Source organism: Helicobacter sp. T3_23-1056 (assembly GCF_053654535.1).
On the sequence record NZ_JBSIUU010000011.1, the window covers coordinates 1 to 16,487 of the forward strand.

Annotated in this window: 12 protein-coding genes; 2 read left to right on the top strand and 10 right to left on the bottom strand. The window is 42.0% G+C overall.

Features of this window, described 5'->3' with window-relative positions:
* From ACWIUO_RS06985 to ACWIUO_RS06995, 3 genes are all read right to left on the bottom strand, one after another.
* Positions 1 to 1,321: alanine/glycine:cation symporter family protein (locus ACWIUO_RS06985; protein WP_454177194.1), on the bottom strand; the 1,321-nt coding region annotated here is incomplete at its 3' end.
* 158 nt (positions 1,322 to 1,479) lie between these two features.
* A complete protein-coding gene (locus ACWIUO_RS06990) occupies positions 1,480 to 2,838 on the bottom strand; it encodes a hypothetical protein (RefSeq protein ID WP_454177195.1) in 1,359 nt (452 codons plus the stop codon).
* Positions 2,839 to 2,857: 19 nt separating this feature from the next.
* The gene (locus ACWIUO_RS06995; protein ID WP_454177196.1) at positions 2,858 to 4,330 is read right to left on the bottom strand and encodes a bifunctional diaminohydroxyphosphoribosylaminopyrimidine deaminase/5-amino-6-(5-phosphoribosylamino)uracil reductase RibD; all 1,473 of its coding nucleotides are present in this window, start codon (positions 4,328 to 4,330) and stop codon (positions 2,858 to 2,860) included.
* Positions 4,331 to 4,498: 168 nt separating this feature from the next.
* Between ACWIUO_RS06995 and ACWIUO_RS07000 the strand changes: the two genes are divergently transcribed.
* Together ACWIUO_RS07000 and ACWIUO_RS07005 are read left to right on the top strand one after the other, a co-directional pair.
* Positions 4,499 to 5,299 (top strand): 3-methyladenine DNA glycosylase, encoded by an 801-nt coding sequence (locus tag ACWIUO_RS07000; RefSeq protein ID WP_454177197.1) that lies wholly within the window; start codon positions 4,499 to 4,501, stop codon positions 5,297 to 5,299.
* A gap of 20 nt (positions 5,300 to 5,319) precedes the next feature.
* Positions 5,320 to 8,103 carry a hypothetical protein gene (locus ACWIUO_RS07005; protein WP_454177198.1) on the top strand — a complete coding sequence of 928 codons (2,784 nt, stop codon included), beginning with the start codon at positions 5,320 to 5,322 and terminating at the stop codon, positions 8,101 to 8,103.
* Positions 8,104 to 8,120: 17 nt separating this feature from the next.
* Here ACWIUO_RS07005 and ACWIUO_RS07010 read toward each other — a convergent pair whose 3' ends face one another.
* The 7 genes from ACWIUO_RS07010 to ACWIUO_RS07040 all read right to left on the bottom strand — a co-directional run bounded on the left by ACWIUO_RS07010 (position 8,121) and on the right by ACWIUO_RS07040 (position 16,309).
* A complete protein-coding gene (locus ACWIUO_RS07010; RefSeq protein ID WP_454177199.1) occupies positions 8,121 to 10,787 on the bottom strand; it encodes a hypothetical protein in 2,667 nt (888 codons plus the stop codon).
* A gap of 189 nt (positions 10,788 to 10,976) precedes the next feature.
* Entirely contained in the window at positions 10,977 to 11,438 is a 462-nt protein-coding gene (locus ACWIUO_RS07015; protein WP_454177200.1) for a hypothetical protein, read from the bottom strand.
* Positions 11,396 to 11,518 (bottom strand): hypothetical protein, encoded by a 123-nt coding sequence (locus tag ACWIUO_RS07020; protein ID WP_454177201.1) that lies wholly within the window; start codon positions 11,516 to 11,518, stop codon positions 11,396 to 11,398. Before ACWIUO_RS07020 ends, ACWIUO_RS07015 begins: the two co-directional genes overlap by 43 nt.
* Positions 11,515 to 11,805, bottom strand: coding sequence for a GIY-YIG nuclease family protein (locus ACWIUO_RS07025; protein WP_454177202.1), 291 nt, complete (start codon positions 11,803 to 11,805; stop codon positions 11,515 to 11,517). The genes ACWIUO_RS07020 and ACWIUO_RS07025 overlap by 4 nt, the downstream gene beginning before the upstream one ends.
* A gap of 18 nt (positions 11,806 to 11,823) precedes the next feature.
* Positions 11,824 to 11,997 (bottom strand): hypothetical protein, encoded by a 174-nt coding sequence (locus ACWIUO_RS07030; RefSeq protein ID WP_454177203.1) that lies wholly within the window; start codon positions 11,995 to 11,997, stop codon positions 11,824 to 11,826.
* Positions 11,998 to 12,148: 151 nt separating this feature from the next.
* Positions 12,149 to 13,123, bottom strand: coding sequence for a hypothetical protein (locus ACWIUO_RS07035; protein ID WP_454177204.1), 975 nt, complete (start codon positions 13,121 to 13,123; stop codon positions 12,149 to 12,151).
* 57 nt (positions 13,124 to 13,180) lie between these two features.
* Complete coding sequence (locus tag ACWIUO_RS07040) at positions 13,181 to 16,309, bottom strand: hypothetical protein (RefSeq protein WP_454177205.1); 3,129 nt, start codon at positions 16,307 to 16,309, stop codon at positions 13,181 to 13,183.
* Between the last annotated feature and the right edge of the window lie 178 nt (positions 16,310 to 16,487).

Consider the following 16,487-nt stretch of genomic DNA (forward strand, 5'->3'; position numbering starts at 1 on the left):
GGACTTTGCACGCGATATTGCTTAAAAGCAAGATTACCACGATATTTATGCTCGCCATTAACCCCATAAAAATATCTGCCAAATCCCACGCCAAAGCCAGATTTAACTGCGCCCCGATAAACACCATCACCACAGCAAAAAACCTAAAGATTTGCAAAGCGATTTTATGCTCTGTGATAAATTTAAAATTTGCCTCCGCATAAAAATAATTCCCAATAAGCGAAGTAAAGGCAAAAAGCACGATTGCCACGCTCACAAAGATAAGCCCAAAATCCCCAAAATGCCCCTTCATCACGGCTTGCATCACTGCCATTCCGCTTAACCCACTTGTATCCACGGTAGAGCAAAGCACCATAAACGCGCTTGCCGAGCAGATAACCAAAGTGTCGATAAAGACTGATAGCGTTTGCACCATTCCTTGCTTAGCGGGGTGGCTAGTGTGCGCGCTTGCAGCGGCATTTGGCGCAGAGCCCATACCCGCTTCGTTTGAGTAAAGCCCGCGCTTAATCCCTATGACTATCGCGCTCCCTGCAAACCCCCCAAATATCGAGCGAAAGTCAAATGCCTCTTGCAAAATATTAGCAAAGATGAGCGGGATTTTATCCACATTTAGCCCGATGACTACAAGCGCGACTGCGAAGTAGCCAAACGCCATTATCGGCACGAGGATTGAGGAAATGAGCGCGGATTTTTTATCATCGCCAAAGAAAAAGAAGCTCACCAAAATCGCTAAAATTAGCCCCACAAAAATCGTAAGCGGGGAGTTTTCAAACACTTCTTTGCCCACAAAAATCTCAAATGACGAAGTCAGCGTGAAAGCCTGCAGGGCATTAAACCCAAGCGCAAAGCAAAAAATCAGCGAAATCGCAAAGATAATGCCAAGTTTTCTAGAATTTAGCGCGGATTCTATGTAGTAGGCAGGACCGCCTTTGTAGCGGTGAGTGCCGACTTTGCGTTTATACACTTGTGCGAGGGTGGATTCTACAAACGCGCTTGCCCCGCCCACAATCGCGCTAACCCACATCCAAAATAGCGCGCCACTCCCACCGCTAGCGATAGCCACGCTCACGCCCACGATATTGCCTATACCCACGCGTGAAGCAGTCGAAATCATCAGCGCACCAAATGGCGAAATATGCTCCCTCTCGCTCTTTTCTTTTAGCACGGCAAACACATCGCGCATAAGTCGCAACTGAATAAAGCGCGTGCGAATGGTGAGATACGCCCCACAAAGCAATAGCGCAAACACTAGCCAATAAGTGTATAAAAACCCGCTAAAACTGCTTACAAAATCCATAAACAAATCACCAATATACTCCATAATAACCTCCTAATAAAATATGCCACCCCAAAAATACCACAAAAACGCGTAAAAACACGCAAAACAGATTTTTCTAAACCCAAAACACTATGATAGCCCATTTTATGCCGTTATTATCCATTACTTTTTGGCAAATCAACTCATTGCAACATTGCATATCATAAATCTAGCCACGCCATATCGCTTGTGTGGATTTTTATGCTATGGGTGCGGTAGGTGGCGTAGATATTGGCGACTTCGGGGGTGAAATTATCCTGCCTTGCGTGATTTGTGCCATTTGAAATATGCGTAAAAAGCGGGGGAAGCACCTTTAGCACCGCTTTAGAATCTAGCCTTGCAAAAATAAGTGCCAAAGTAGCCTCTCTCTCTTTGAGCGGATACACAAGACGCAACACTTCAGGGGTAAAGCCACTACTTTTTAGCACGGCAAACACGCGAGATAGCTCACTAGGGTGGTAGCAAAAAATAAGCCCGCCTCTTTGGGCTAAAATCCGCCTTGCTTGAGGTATCCACTGCTCTAGGGGCATAGAGGTGGCATAGCGGGATTCTACCAAAAGCGGGTTGCTAGAGCGGAGCGCGCCATCGGGGTAAAATGGGGGATTGCTAATGCAAAAATCTGCTTTTTTTGCGACACTTTTTGTGGAATTTATGGCATTTTTTACGCTATTTGTGGCATTTGTGGTGTTTGTGGTGTTTGTGGATTTTGTGGATTTTGCAAGGCTTGAAGCGTTTGATAAATTTTTTGTGTGGGTTTTTGTTTGTGGATTTTGCGGATTTTGCATATTTTGCGGTGTTTGATAGTAGCTTTGAGATAGACTTTTTGTCAAAATATCTGGCAAATTAAAATCTAAAAAATCAATATGATACACACGAGCCAAAGGGGGTTTATCAGCATTTTTTAGACAAAAAGTTGGATTTTGGGATTTTGCGTATGTTTCAAAAGATTTTGCAAAATCCGTTTTAAAATGCTTTTCAAAAGAGGCTTCAAAATCTGTTTTAAATGGGGCTTCAAACCCACTTCCAAAATCCCCCTTAAAATCGCCTGCAAACCCATTTCCAAACTTAGCAACTAGATTTTGCGCAAAAACTTGTGCCAAATCAAACGCAAAATCTTGCGCAAAATCTTGTGTCAAATCCTGCCCTAGATTGTTAAGCGGTTTTTGCGCGAGCGGTTTTTTTGCAAGCGGTTGCCCCAAATATACGCCATTTTCTAGCAAACAATCGCTATTTGTCCTAGCGTTGATATACGCAAGCGTAGCCATATATTTGTTGATTTCTATGAGATGAGAGCGCACGCCAAAATGTTTGGCACAAAGTAGCCCGATGATGCCACAGCCCGCGCCAATATCGACTAGATTTATCGTTTTTGATTTTTGCTTCTTGTGGAGGGGGTGAGTGCTAGGCAGGGTATGAGGGGCTAAAAACGCCCTCGCAAAATCAATCAGCAACAAACTATCGCTATTATACAAATAGCCATCGCGTGGCTGATATAGCCTCAAAAAACTATGTTTGTCCATATTTTGCCTACGAAAAGCCTTAGAAATTTATGGGTTTTAGCCACAAAAGCAAATCTTGCGTCTCTTGCGTCTCTTGATTCTTATGTAGATTTTGGGCTACATTTTCACACAAAAAATCTTTCCTAGAATCCGTTTTTGAAGTTTTTAGATTTTGCTTTACGCTTTTTTGGGCTTTATGGCTAGATTTTGGTATAAAAAGTTCATTTGATAGATTTTGCAAACTATCATCTAGCATATCACTACGCAAAATCCTAAAATGGCACAATATCTTTGAAATATCGCCCTGCATTTGTTTAGGATTTTGGGTATTTTTAGCGTTTTTTGCATTTTTAGTATGTTTAGAATCTACATTTTGCCCCAAACGCGATAAATCGCCTAGCCACACACTAGGAGAAATATGCAAAAGTAGCATATCGATTTTGTCCTTCAACGCCCATAAAAGCGGGAATCCCCCCTCAATCACATTAAACCCGCTAGATAGACTTAGCTCATTTGGCGAAGTCTTGATAGCCACGCTACGATTTGGCAGGCTAAAAAGCGGGATTGTGTTTGAGTGCCTTAGCAAAGATTCTTTATTGCGCGTCAAAATCTCTACATTTGGCAATATGCGCGAATGTGGCATTTGTGGCGCAAATCGCTGTGTAGATTGTGTAGATTGTGGCATTTGTGGCATATCTTGCCTAAGAGAATCTAGCGTTTTAAAATCATTTTGTCTAAAATCCAAATCTAGCGCGTAAAAACTATCCGCATAGCGCGTATCAAGGCTAGGTTTATCATTCAAAGCGGTGCGCCCTGAAATGATTAGTCTTTGTGCGATACACCGCTGATTGTGCGTGAAAATGCGCGAGCCAACGCCTGAAATCTGTCCATCTTTATACTCCCCATCTAGTCGCAATGCTAGCTTAAAAAGATTAAACTTCCCCCGCTCTTTTAAGCACAAAAATGGATAAAGCAAATCTAGCATTTGCCCATAAACACTATCGTGGCTAAAATCCCCCTGTGGCGAAGCATTCTGTGGCAAAATTTCCACTTCCACCCCCGCTTTTTGTAGCGTCTTTGTGCCATTGCTAGATTCCCCCCATTTATCGCAAAATCCTATGATGACTTTGGCAGGTTTTAGCGCAGCGATAAGCTCTGCACAAGGCGGGGTTTTGCCATAGTGATTGCAAGGCTCAAGGGTGCTTAGCAAGATTTTGTCCCTAAAAAGTCCGTTATGATTTTTTTTCAAAAAGTCGTGGATTTCTTGCGAATCACTCCATTTATCTAGCCCGCTTTTTTCCCCGCTTAGCAACTCATAGCCATATAGCAGGGCTAGCACTTCTGCGTGCGCCTTGCTAGCTTTTAGGTGGATTGCTTGGGATATGATTTCATAGTTATGGTTTAGCAACATCGCGCCTACGGGGGGATTTGGAAGCGTGAGTGTCTGCGCACTCCACGCCAAATCTATGCAATGTCGCATAAAAAGAATGTCCCTACTCGTGTGAAAAAACATATTTTGCCTTAATGATTTTTGATTAGTTTGGGCTTAAAAGCCAAAATTATAAACGCGCATTATAGCGTATTTGGGGATTTTAAATATGCTATAATCGTGCGCAAAATTTTTTATCACACTCATCAAACAAGCAAAATCTAAAAACACATTCCAAAGAGAAAATACAAAATGAATAACAAAATACACGCAATACACATTGGCGATATTGATAGCTTATGGCTACTAGAGCGACTAAAAAAGCTAGATTTGCTACGCAGATTTTGCGCGTGGTGGTGGGAGGGCGCGCCTAGCTTTGAGGTGGTTTGCGGGGCATTGCTCGTGCAAAATAGCAGGTGGGAGGGTGTGCAAGCCTCGATAAAAAACCTAAAAAACGCTAGGATTTTAAGCGACAATAATGACGAAGAAAGCCTATACAACCTCGCAAAATGCACAAACATAGAATCCCTCATAACGCCAAGCGGACTTTTTAGACAAAAATCCGCCCGACTTATCGCCATAGCAAATGCCATCATCACAGATTTTGGTGATTTTAGCAATTTTAGAGATGAGGTAAGCCGTGAGTGGCTACTCTCCCAAAAAGGCATAGGCAAAGAGAGTGCCGATAGTATCCTAAACTACGCGTGCGGGCGCGAAATAATGGTGGTGGATAGATATAGCTACAAGCTACTATGTGCGCTAGGCATAGAGATAGAGGACTATGAGGAATTGCAGGGGTGGTTTATGGATTTGGACTTGGGCGGTGTGTTTGAGCTGTATGAGGGATTTTGTGAGGATTTTGGTGGCGTTTGTGGTGCTTTTGCCACAGGTGGTGGCACAGGCGCAAATAGTAGCGTGGGCGGTGGCACAAATAGCGATAAAAAGGGGGCAAATCCTCAAATCAGCCTAGCCCAAATCTACGCTCGCTATCACGGCAAAATCGTAGAATTTTCTAAACGAAAAATGGATATAAACACGCTAATTGCGCAATAGATTTTACAAAAAGTGGCAAAATGAAAAATAGCGAAGCTAAACAAACTTTATCCAACAAAACATTCTCAAACAATCTACAAAATCCTCTGCCAACCCCCACACATTCCCAAAAACCTACCCCAAACACCAAAATCAAATCTAAAATACAATCTAAAAACCAAAAACCTACCAAATCCTGCGCTACGCTTACTCCATTGCAGATTTTTGAAAAACTTTGTGAGATTCCTCATCGCTCATACCACACACAGAAAATGTTTGAATATCTTTGCACTTTTTGTAAAAATCTAGGGCTAGAAGTCCGCACTGATAGGGCTAAAAATATTTATATTTGTCAAAAACCTCAAAAAATACACGCAAAAAATTGCGTTTCCAAAAGCCATTTGCAAAAAAGCCACCTCTCCAAAAACCACCTTTACAAAAACTGCTTGCCCAAAATCTATTCACCAAAAATCTGCTTGCAAGCACATTATGATATGGTAGGCGTTGGCAAAGCACAAAAAGGCGAGGCGATAGAGCCCTATATCGATGGGCAGTTTTTGCGCGCCAGAGAATCCTCACTTGGCGCGGATAATGGCGCGGGGCTAGCTAGCATTTTGTGGCTTTTTATGCAGGAAAAATACGCCCCGCATATCGAAGCGATTTTCACAAATAATGAGGAAGTGGGGCTATGTGGGGCAAATGAGCTAGAACTGCCCATAAAATCGCGCTTTTTGCTAAATGTGGATAGTGAGTTTTTTGGCGAGATTATCACGGGCTGTGCGGGGGGATTTGATATAGAGTTTGATTTTGGTGCTTTTGAGATAAAGCAAACGAGCGAGACAGGGCAAAATCTATTTTTTCACCCCTATGAAATAAAAGCATTTGGCTTTGAAGGCGGGCATAGCGGGGTAGATATTCATAGAAATATTCGCTCTAGCATAGTGGAGTTTGCGCGTCTGCTACAAACGCTATGCGACATACAAAAGAGCGATTCTAGCTTCTTTTGCGAGCTATACAGCCTAAATGCAGGCGAGAAGTCAAACTCCATACCTGTGGGATTAAGCGCGTTTATGGGCTTTAGTAGTGATATAAAGACGCTACAAAACACGCTAAAAAGCGCAGGACTATGCGTAATCAAAGAGAATCTATATAGCTTGCGTGTGGGATTGCCACCAAAAGATATGACAAAATCTACACAAAATCTAAAAACGGGGTTTTTTATAAAGTATCATCGTAATATAGGGGATTATCAGCATATTTTGGAGCAAAAACCTCAAAAATGTTATGATAAGAAGTTGCTATCAACGCTGATTTTGGAGCTAAAGCACGGAGTGTGGGAGAGAAAAGAAAATGGGGAAGTGCTAAGCTCACTAAATATCGCTATGATAGAGGACAATTCATCTTTTTGTGATGATAATTTGTCTTTGGATAGTCATTGCGCGGATTTTGTCGCAAATAATGATAATCCGTCATTACAAGCAAGCGATAGCGAGCGTGGCAATCCAAAATCCCCTTCCCCAAACTATCAAAATTTGGCGGAGGTGGCTACAAATGATAAAAATAATCCCCCCTCCCTTGCGGAGGGGGTTAGGGGGAGGGTAAAATCTAGCGATAATCCGTCATTGCGAACAAGCGATAGCGAGCGTGGCACAAGCCCACAGCTACAAAGTGGCGATTTAACAGAGTCCAAGTGGGTGCAGTTGCGCAAGCAAAATCCACAAATAAAAATTTGTCATACTGAGGGAGCGCAAGCGACCGAAGTATCTCAATCACAGCTTAAAAATAGAGATATTTCGGGCTTAAGCCCTCAATATGACAAGAAAATCATTGACAAAACAATAGATTGCCACGAATTTGCAACTTTTGACAAAGTCGCAAATTCTCGCAATGACGAAATAGATTCCACCTCACAAAACTATCAAAATGTGGCGGAGGGGGCTACAAATGATAAAAAAAATCCCCCCTCCCTTGCGGAGGGGGCTAGGGGGTGGGTAAAATCCACATTAGAATCTGTCCCAAAATCTAGCCTAGATTCTAACGCCAAATCATCATTGCAAGCAGATTTGCAAAATCCGCGTGGCAAAACAAGGCAAAACCGAAGTTTGTTTAGTAATCCACAAAATAGCCCGCAAAATAGCAAAATAGATTGCCACGATTCTAGGCTTTTTCACAAAAGCCTAGAATCTCGCAATGACAATACTACTTCTAAGACTAAAAACTTTACGCCCGAAATATCCAAAAATCCAAAACAAAAAAGAGATACTTCTATCTTTCAAGCAAAAACCCAGCAAACAAAACCTCACTATGACAAAAATAACATAACTTGCCACGCAAATGCAAACGCATTCGCTATCAATGACAACATAAACCCCACCCTGCATTTCACGCTAAAAGCGCGGGCAAATACCAATCCCCTGCTAGCAAAAATCAAAAAGCAAACCACACAAACCATAACAAATGTGCTAGCAAATCCGCCCTACACACCCAGCCTAAATATCAGCAACGAATATAGCGCGTGGGCAGATTCTAACGAACAAAAAACGCTCAAAGCAAAACACATTCACCCCATTTTACAAATGATTATCGATGCGTATAAATGGCGACATTGTGCGGTGGGGAGTATCCACGCAGGGCTAGAATGCGGGATTTTGCAAGAGCGTTTTCATAAAATGGGGCTAAAAAATATCGCTATGGCGTCCATAGGACCTACGATTTTGTCCCCGCATTCTCTGCAAGAGAGGCTTGATATTGATAGTTTTTATGAGTTTGTAGAAGTGCTAGAATCCCTGATAGCAAGCATCTGTGCTAGCGAAATAAACAAATAAAACAAAATCTAAACACCCTACAAATCAACCCTATTTCTCCGCATATACACCACCTCATCATCGCTTAGCACAAGCACGCTATAAGGCAAAACCACTAAAATCTTTTGCCTAAATCCACTAGATTTTTTACCCTGCTTTTGCAACGCTTTGCTATCTAGCATATTTGATATATCCCTATCACTCCCCACAAACACAAAATCCACCGCCACTTTTTGCGGATAATACCCCTTGCCCCTATCATACTCCACGCGCTTATCTCCGCGCTTCATATCTAGCATATCTAACGCCCCCGCATCACTATCCCAAGATTTTGCCACCTTTATCGCCTCTTTTAGCGAGGCTACGCGCCTAGCATTGCCCACCGCTTCATTGCCTAGCTTTAAAATCCACTCACTATCATCAATTTTTACCCTGCTAATTTTTGTAGTCATTTTTGCCCTAATCGCCTCTGCCTTCGCATAATCAGGGCTAGATGCAATGTCATATTGCCCACACGGCAAAAGCGCGGATTTGCTTATGCGCACATTTCTATCGATTATCTCGCCTCTCATATTACGGATATTTACTATAAAATAATCGCCCCTGCCTGCATTATTGAGTGTATTATCTAGCCCCAAAATCTTTTCTATGCTTAAATTCTCACTTTTAAAACGCAACTTATCTAATGTGCCAACAAACTGCCATTTTTCATCATACATCGGCACAAATGCGCGTTTGGCTAGCTCTTCCCCAATGCAAAGCAATTCCTCTTTGTTGGAGTTTTGCAAATCGTTATTTGTCGATTCTGCTAAATCCCCTTGTTTTTGGGCATCGCTTTGTTTTTGGGCATCACTTGCAAATCTAAAATCCACCGCACTATGCGTATCATTTGCCTTATGTAGCGTAGTCATCGGCAAATCCCCTTTTTTCAAATCCACTTCTAATTCAATCTCTAATTCCCGCTCCCCTTTACTTTTTGCCATTTCTAAGGCTTTTTTAGTCATCTTTTTATCCAAATGCAAGCTAAGCGCACCGCTAATGGGTAGCTGATAATAGCTAGCAAATCCGCTAGAATCTCTACTGATTTTCTCACTAGATTTTGCCTTGCTAGATTTCGTATCCGTTTTTGTATCAGTTTTTGTATCGACAAGGGGCTTTCTAGCATACTCCACGCGTTGTGCCTCAAACGCCACTACAGCTTTGACTCGCGCAGGATATTCCACTTTAGCAAAGTCTCGCAATTCCTCTAGCGAAATCTGACGAGGCATTTTCTCGTGTGGGATAAAGCCATAAGCCTTTTTCGCTTCATCTATACTATCCCCACGCGAACTAGCATAAAAACCCAAAATCTCATCTGCCACCGCCTTGCTACCCAAATCAATATAACCCCAAAAATACACGCTATCCCCGCGAATCACAAGCACTTGCGCGATTTTGTCAAACTTTGCAGAGCCAAGCCCTAGCACGAAAACCTTATCAAGCAATGGCGCACTTAAATGCACCCCCTCTTTTGCAAGAGCCTCCCTGCCTAAAGTCGCGCGTTTGGCATTGTGATAAATGCCCTCCAAAATCACTTCGCCACTTTTTATGCGATTTTGCCCCACGCTTTTGTTTGCATTACTTGCGCTAGATTTTGCCCCTTTGTCCTCGTTTGAGTTATTTTTTCCCGCATTGAGCGCGTTAGATTTTGCCCCATTTTTATCCACGCTAGAATCTAGCCTAGATTTTAGCACCGCTTCAGGTGTGGCATAAAGCACGATATTTGAGGCAAATCGCAAGCCAAGATACGCGCTAGGCAGTAGCATAGGATTAAATTTTGGAGTCCCGCTAACCTGCTTTATCGCAGGCTGTGTATTTGCCAGCATAGATTCGCGTGTCAAATACCCGCCATAGCCATTTTTCCCAGCCCTTTTTGGAAAATCACTTTTATGTCCCAAAATCTCATCTTCCCCCTCAAATCCGTGCGTTTCAAACGCGTTTAATGGCAAAGGCACTATTCTTACCTCATAATCGCTCTTTGCTTCTTGCCACCCAGCATAGCCAAAGATTTTATAGATAATGCCTAGCGTGTGCGAAGTCGCGCTTTTATTTGGGCTAGATTTTTCCGTGTTTGGTTTTTTTGGCACGGTCGCGTCTTTGTCAGCATTTGGGCTAGATTTTGCCCCGCTTTTGAAATCCAAATCCCCGCCACTATCTAGCAGCTCTATCGCAGCAAACTCATTTCTATCAGCCAAGTAAAAATGCCCTACAACACGATTCATTATGCAGGGCTTTTCATTGCAATCATAAATTGCAAGTTTTGTATCGATGATATTTAGCACTTGATTTGGCAACATAGCGCGTTTATCCCTATCATTCCACCTATCCGCGATAATGTCATTTGCAAGGAAATACGATTGCTTTATCCAATCACACGCTTCATAGCCCATATACAGCAATGGCGCGTCCTTTGGGATTCCCATTTCGCGCAGTTCTTTTTCACTAATGCGTGGCGTATCCACGCGACAATTCACCGCTTCACTCTCTCCGCCGTAGAAATAAAATCCATCTACAAAAATACCCTCTTTAGAATCAAGTGCCTTTGGGAGCGTTGTGGCATAGAGCGTATTTGACACAAATGCTATGCACAAAAAAAGCACGCCAAACGCGCCAAGCCTAGAGACACCAAACACAGCGGACACAAATCCCAAAATCCATCTACGCATTTTTATTCCTTTTTGTTGTTTATGATAAAAATATCGCCATTGTGAGAAAGCCACCAAATCAGTTGTATTTCTCGCAGGGCAAATCGCCTAAAAAGTCGAACCACGCGAAGCAGTAGTGCAAGCGCGACTTTTTAGGCGAGCATTTGCCCTTTTTGCGAACGAAAAGGCTACGCCTTGAGAGAGCAAAAACTATGCGAGGCACTCCCCCAAGCCAAAAAAGAAACAGCGCGCTAGCGTTTTCTTTTTTGGGCGGGGGAGCGGGGAGGGGGTTGCCTTTTTTCTTTTTGCGATTGAAACAATTACAAACAAAATCAAAAAATCCAACGCAAAGTTTTTCTTTTTCGATTTTTCGGGCATTGCTATAAGTCTGACAACCAAATTGATTGCCACACCGTCATTGCGAGATTTTGCGTAGCAAAATCGTGGCAATCTATGTTTTATGGTAAAGTTTTTTTCGTCATTGCGAGCCGTGCTTGCACGGCGTGGCAACCCACAAGCACAGAATTGCCAAATGACGCTTTTTTTGTCGTTTTTGATTATAGATTGCCACGCGTTAGATTTTACAAAATCTAACGCTCGCAATGACGGCGTGGAGCGATTCGTATGGATTACCACGCACAACAAGTTGTGTATGGCAATGACGATACCCACCCCCTAGCCCCCTCCGCAAAGGGAGGGGGAATCCCGTCATTGCGAGATTTTGCGCTAGCAAAATCGTGGCAATCTATCAAAATAATGTTTCATACAAATCCTGCCATTTGGGATTTTGTGTTTGGATTAAGTGGATTTTGGTTTGTCTTTTGCCTGCTTTTAGTTGTTTTTCACGCATTATGGCGGATTCCATACTTTCGCATACTTCATAATACCCTAGCTTATCGACATTATATTTTTGCGTAAAACCTTTTGTGAGTTTGTTTTTATGCTCAAAAATACGCTTTGTTAAATCGCTTGTAACACCCACATAAAGTGTGCCATTTGGCTTGCTAAACAAAATATAGACAAAGCCTTGTTTTTGCATTGTGTTCCTTTATGTTTGTTAATTATAGATTGCCACACCGTCATTGCGAGATTTTGCGCTAGCAAAATCGTGGCAATCTATGTTTATGACAAAGTTTTTCGTCATTGCGAGCCGTGCTTGCACGGCGTGGCAATCCACAAGCACAGAATCGCCAAATAATGTTTTTTGTCGTTTTTGATAATAGATTGCCACGCGTTAGATTTTGTAAAATCTAACGCTCGCAATGACAAATCCGCGTGAATCTCTGTGCTCGCAATGACGGCGTGGGGGCGATTCGTATGGATTGCCACGCGCAATAAATTGCGCTCGCAATGACGACAAAGCTACCCAAAATCTAACACGACTACTTTTTGCCCCGTGATTCCAACAAATCTAAATTGATTTTATGGATACTCTTTGGTGGCGTGAAAAACACAGGGACATCAGCATATTGCGGGTCTAGGCGCATAAGCGGGTGGCTAGGCAAAATCTTTTTAATCGCGCCCTTTGGCACAAAAGCATTTATAGGCTCTCCATAGCATATACCATCGCCTTCACCGTGCGTTGCTTTCCACCCATCACTGCATTCATCGCGCACACCTTGCAAATAATCATAGCTTTCCTCCATAGCCTTAAACTTTGTCAAATTCATAAAATGAGGAAAAATAATGACTTGATAAAACGCTTTATCACTTGTAAGGGCTAGGGGAAAGACAATGTCTTTTTTGCTATCAATCTCATAAAGAGCTTGAGAATCTACATTTGGAAGCGCGTAGGCTTTGGTGTTTTTGATATGGGGCGTGTAGGGGAACACACAACCAATGGCTCTAGGCGTATAGCAGAGGCTTTTTTGCTCCTTATCTAGTATCAATGTCCCATCGCCATTCCACATTAGATTGATAAAAAATTGGGATTTGTCTATATCCACCAAATCCCAAGCCCAACTAATACTAAATACCCACTGCTCCTCATCCCATTCGCGCACTTTTTTATCCAAAAAGCTCGTATAATACCCCACGCCAATGGCATCTACAAGCGTATCTTGCGCATAATTTGGGCTATTTTTATTGAGTGCTATTGACCTCCCACTGCGTGTTTGCCCGTGTGCCACATAATAAAACCCGACATATAGCCCATCATTGCGCGGATTTTCGCTAATGGGGCGATATGGGGCAAACTCCGCTTCCTCAACGCTCTCAACGCTTTGTGCGTGGCTATGCACAAATGGCAAAAATGCCAAAACCACCGCTAGGCTTAATGCTTTTAGGTTGTTGTAGATTTTGTTTTGCAAATGTAGGGTTGATTGCGTGGGTTGCGTAGATTTTGAGATATATTTCATCATTGCTCCTTATCTAAGATTTTATAGCCAAATTATAAAAGAGGATTTTAACAAAAATCAGGTATGAGAATCCAAAAACTCCATAAAATACCTAACCCCTAGTCGCTCTTTTATGGCATTGCCAATCTCAAAAATAAGGCTTTGAGTGCGCAAAGCATTTTTGAAGTTTTTGTCTTTTTTCTTAGTAGAATCTATCAGTTTTAAGGCTTTTTGTAGGTATTCATCTTTGCAAAAAGCTCTATTTTGGCTAAAGCCTAAAACCATATTTTTGTAGCCTGCAAAATCCATTTTTTTGCTATTTTTGTTATGTTGGTTTTGTGCTACATTGTCATCGCTAGATTTTACCCACCCCCTAACCCCCTCCGCAAGGGAGGGGGGATTTTTTTTGTCATTGCGAGCAAATGCGTCTGCATTTGCGTGGCAATCTACTTTGTCTATATTACATTGTAGATTGCCACGCTCGCTTTGTTCGCTTTCAATGACGAAATCACTAAAATCACATTGCGTCCCCAAAGACAAATCACCCCCGCAAAAAGACAAATCGCATTCGCCCAAAATCTCACTTACGATATTTTTCACCCCCTCCAGCTCCCCTGCCAATCTCCCCACATACTCCCCCTCACTCCCATCAAAATACCTAAGCGCAATCCCCCTGCCCTTTGCCACATACTCGATTCTGCTCTCCCCCTGCTCCATAGGAAAACTATCTAGCCACACATCGATGATATGCCCATACACCGCGCTATCTATCTGCCCAGTGAAGCAAAATCGACTTAGCACGCTAGGATTTATCTGCAAAATCTTATGCCTTATATGCTCCTCATTTCCCACGCCACACGCCAAAAACACGCATTCTTTGCGCCTGTGCAATATCTCACAAACCACTTCCAAATATGGCACAGAATCAATCTTAGTAAGCCTGCCCATAACGCCCAAAATGACTTTATCTTGCAAGATTTCTGCGCCAAAATCTTTATCGCGCTCTTTTTCCTCGTTACCTGCTTTGTCTGTTTTGCTTATTTTGCGCTCATCACACTCACCGCGACCAAAATCTAGCGCAGTTTTTGGCTCAAATTTTTGGCTAGATTTTGCGCTCAAATGCGTGCTAGATTTTGCATTAGATTCTTTTTTCATATTTTGCGCTAGCAAATGCGCGATATTTTGCCTAGCTTGAGTGATTTCCCCCTCCAAGATAGGCGGATTATAAAATCCATTATCCATTTTCACAGGAATCCCGCCAAATGTTACGCCCTCGTGGGCTATCTCGCGCAAATCATTACAAATATGCGTAAGCCTCTCATCAATCCCCTCAATATCATAAACAAAATTGCCGTGCGTCCAAAAAACCTGCGTAGGCGCACACCGCACGCTAAGCAAAAAATCGCTAATCCCATAGCCATTATTTGGGCTTATTAGCACCGCTACTTTGTCGCTTAGCATTAGCTCGCGCAGGGCAAGTGCCTTTTGCAAATGTGAGTTGTAAAAATTTGCCTTATTAAAGCCAAGCCCAATGTCGATGATTTCTACGCCTAATCTAGCAAAAAGCTGCATTATTCGCGGGTCATTCTCGCTTTTTTCGATGAGGCTCATACAATAGATTTTTATGCTGTATTTTTCTCTAAATTCCGCAGAATCCATAAGGTTTTTTATCAAACTATACTCGACTTTAAAAGGGGAATTTTCTACAAATCTATCGCGCAAAAAGCCAATGATTTTTTTGCTAGATTTTGGGGGGGTTTTGGGGCTAGATTTTGTGGTTTTTGTAGAATTTAGACTAGGGTTTAGGCTAGATTTTGGCAAATCCATTTCTCCACTTTTTTCCAAAAATTTCGCTCCAAACTCCCTATAAAGCGCGCTAGATTTTTCTAAAACTTCGGTATTAAATACCCTCCATTGCCCCTGATGGACAAAGCTATTGCCACAAAAATGATAAATAAACAACTGCAAATAAAGCACCTCATCAATCGCCTGATACAATGGCTGTAAATTTGGCTCTTGCAAATATGCTTGCGTCTCGCTCTGTGCTGTGCTTTGCCGTGCTTTGTGTGGTAACTCGCTTTGCAAGACATTTTTAGCATTAGATTCTATAAAATCCATAATCTCCATAGATTTTGCTATCCTCTCATAAAAAATCTTTTTCCACAAAGGATAGAGATTTAGCCACTCTTTTATGTTAAACCATTGCGCAACATTCCAAAAAATATGCAACTGCCAATTACACACATTGCGCCGTTTTAGCGCGGTATTAGCGTTTTTAAACGCCACAAAGATAGCTTCCTCTAGCAAACTAAAATCTAGCCTAAAAAGCCTATACGCCTCATAGATAAATGGCTGGATTTTTTGTGCTGGGGCGCACTGCATATCGCTAAGCGATACAAACGCACTAAAAAACACTAGGCCGTTTTTTAACTCGCATAGATGTTTAGCATTGTGTTTTGACACATTGTTTTGGGGGGCATTTTTTTGCGTTTTTTGCTTGTTTTTTGGACTAAGGGCGGTATGGGTAGCACCTTTTTGTATTTTTGAAGTTTTTATAGCGTTTTTGTGAGATTTTGCCCTATATTGCTCACTAGGAAAAGCCAAAACCCTGCTAATGCTACCAAGCTCAACTAGCATTAGCCATTCTTCTTGACTGATATGTTGGCTAGCATTTGAGGTATTTGCCGTGTTTGTAGCGTTTGTGGCGTTTGATACTAGCATTTTATCAGCTAGTTTTACAAAGCCAAAAAACCTCTCATCATCATAAAAATGCCTAGTAAAAATCACCAAAATATTATCACCAAAGGCGCGATTATCAAAGATATTCTCATCAAAATCCGCGCTTTTTATGCCAAAATCCACAACATTTCTACCAAAAATCTCTACCAAAAAATTTGGCGTGATAAAGCTAAGATACAAAAATGAGCAATCAAGTATATCCCCGCGCTCCAAAATCCCATAGATTTTCTCTCTAAACGCACAAAAAATCTCCCCAAAAAGCCCAAATATCCTCGCTAAATCTGCCACATTTTGTTTTGTCGCAAAATCTGCATTGTGGATTTTGTTAGAAGCATTGTTCGCACTCATAGCGCGGATAAGGCTAAATAGCGCGTTTTTTAGCGATATTTTATCTTGGCTAGATTTCACACATTCTAGCACGCTAGACAAAAATGCCTCATCGACTTGGTTTTGATGAGAAAAAATCATTGTTACTCTTTAGTTTTTTATAAAATATTGCCCACAAAGCCCAAAAAATAGGCTACAAAAAAATAAAAACTTTTAGATTTTATTTTCTTATTAAGCACACGCCAACCCCACTAAGCCAACCAAAATCCCCACTAAAACAAATTAGCCCGCTAACAAACCTTGCACCTAAAGCTAACAA

What these genes read in the sequence shown, in the direction of transcription:
- ACWIUO_RS06990 (WP_454177195.1), bottom strand. Translation starts at nt 2,838, where the DNA reads ATGGACAAACATAGTTTTTTGAGGCTATATCAGCCACGCGATGGCTAT.
- ACWIUO_RS06995 (WP_454177196.1), bottom strand. Translation starts at nt 4,330, where the DNA reads ATGTTTTTTCACACGAGTAGGGACATTCTTTTTATGCGACATTGCATA.
- ACWIUO_RS07000 (WP_454177197.1), top strand. Translation starts at nt 4,499, where the DNA reads ATGAATAACAAAATACACGCAATACACATTGGCGATATTGATAGCTTA.
- ACWIUO_RS07005 (WP_454177198.1), top strand. Translation starts at nt 5,320, where the DNA reads ATGAAAAATAGCGAAGCTAAACAAACTTTATCCAACAAAACATTCTCA.
- ACWIUO_RS07010 (WP_454177199.1), bottom strand. Translation starts at nt 10,787, where the DNA reads ATGCGTAGATGGATTTTGGGATTTGTGTCCGCTGTGTTTGGTGTCTCT.
- ACWIUO_RS07025 (WP_454177202.1), bottom strand. Translation starts at nt 11,805, where the DNA reads ATGCAAAAACAAGGCTTTGTCTATATTTTGTTTAGCAAGCCAAATGGC.
- ACWIUO_RS07035 (WP_454177204.1), bottom strand. Translation starts at nt 13,123, where the DNA reads ATGAAATATATCTCAAAATCTACGCAACCCACGCAATCAACCCTACAT.
- ACWIUO_RS07040 (WP_454177205.1), bottom strand. Translation starts at nt 16,309, where the DNA reads ATGATTTTTTCTCATCAAAACCAAGTCGATGAGGCATTTTTGTCTAGC.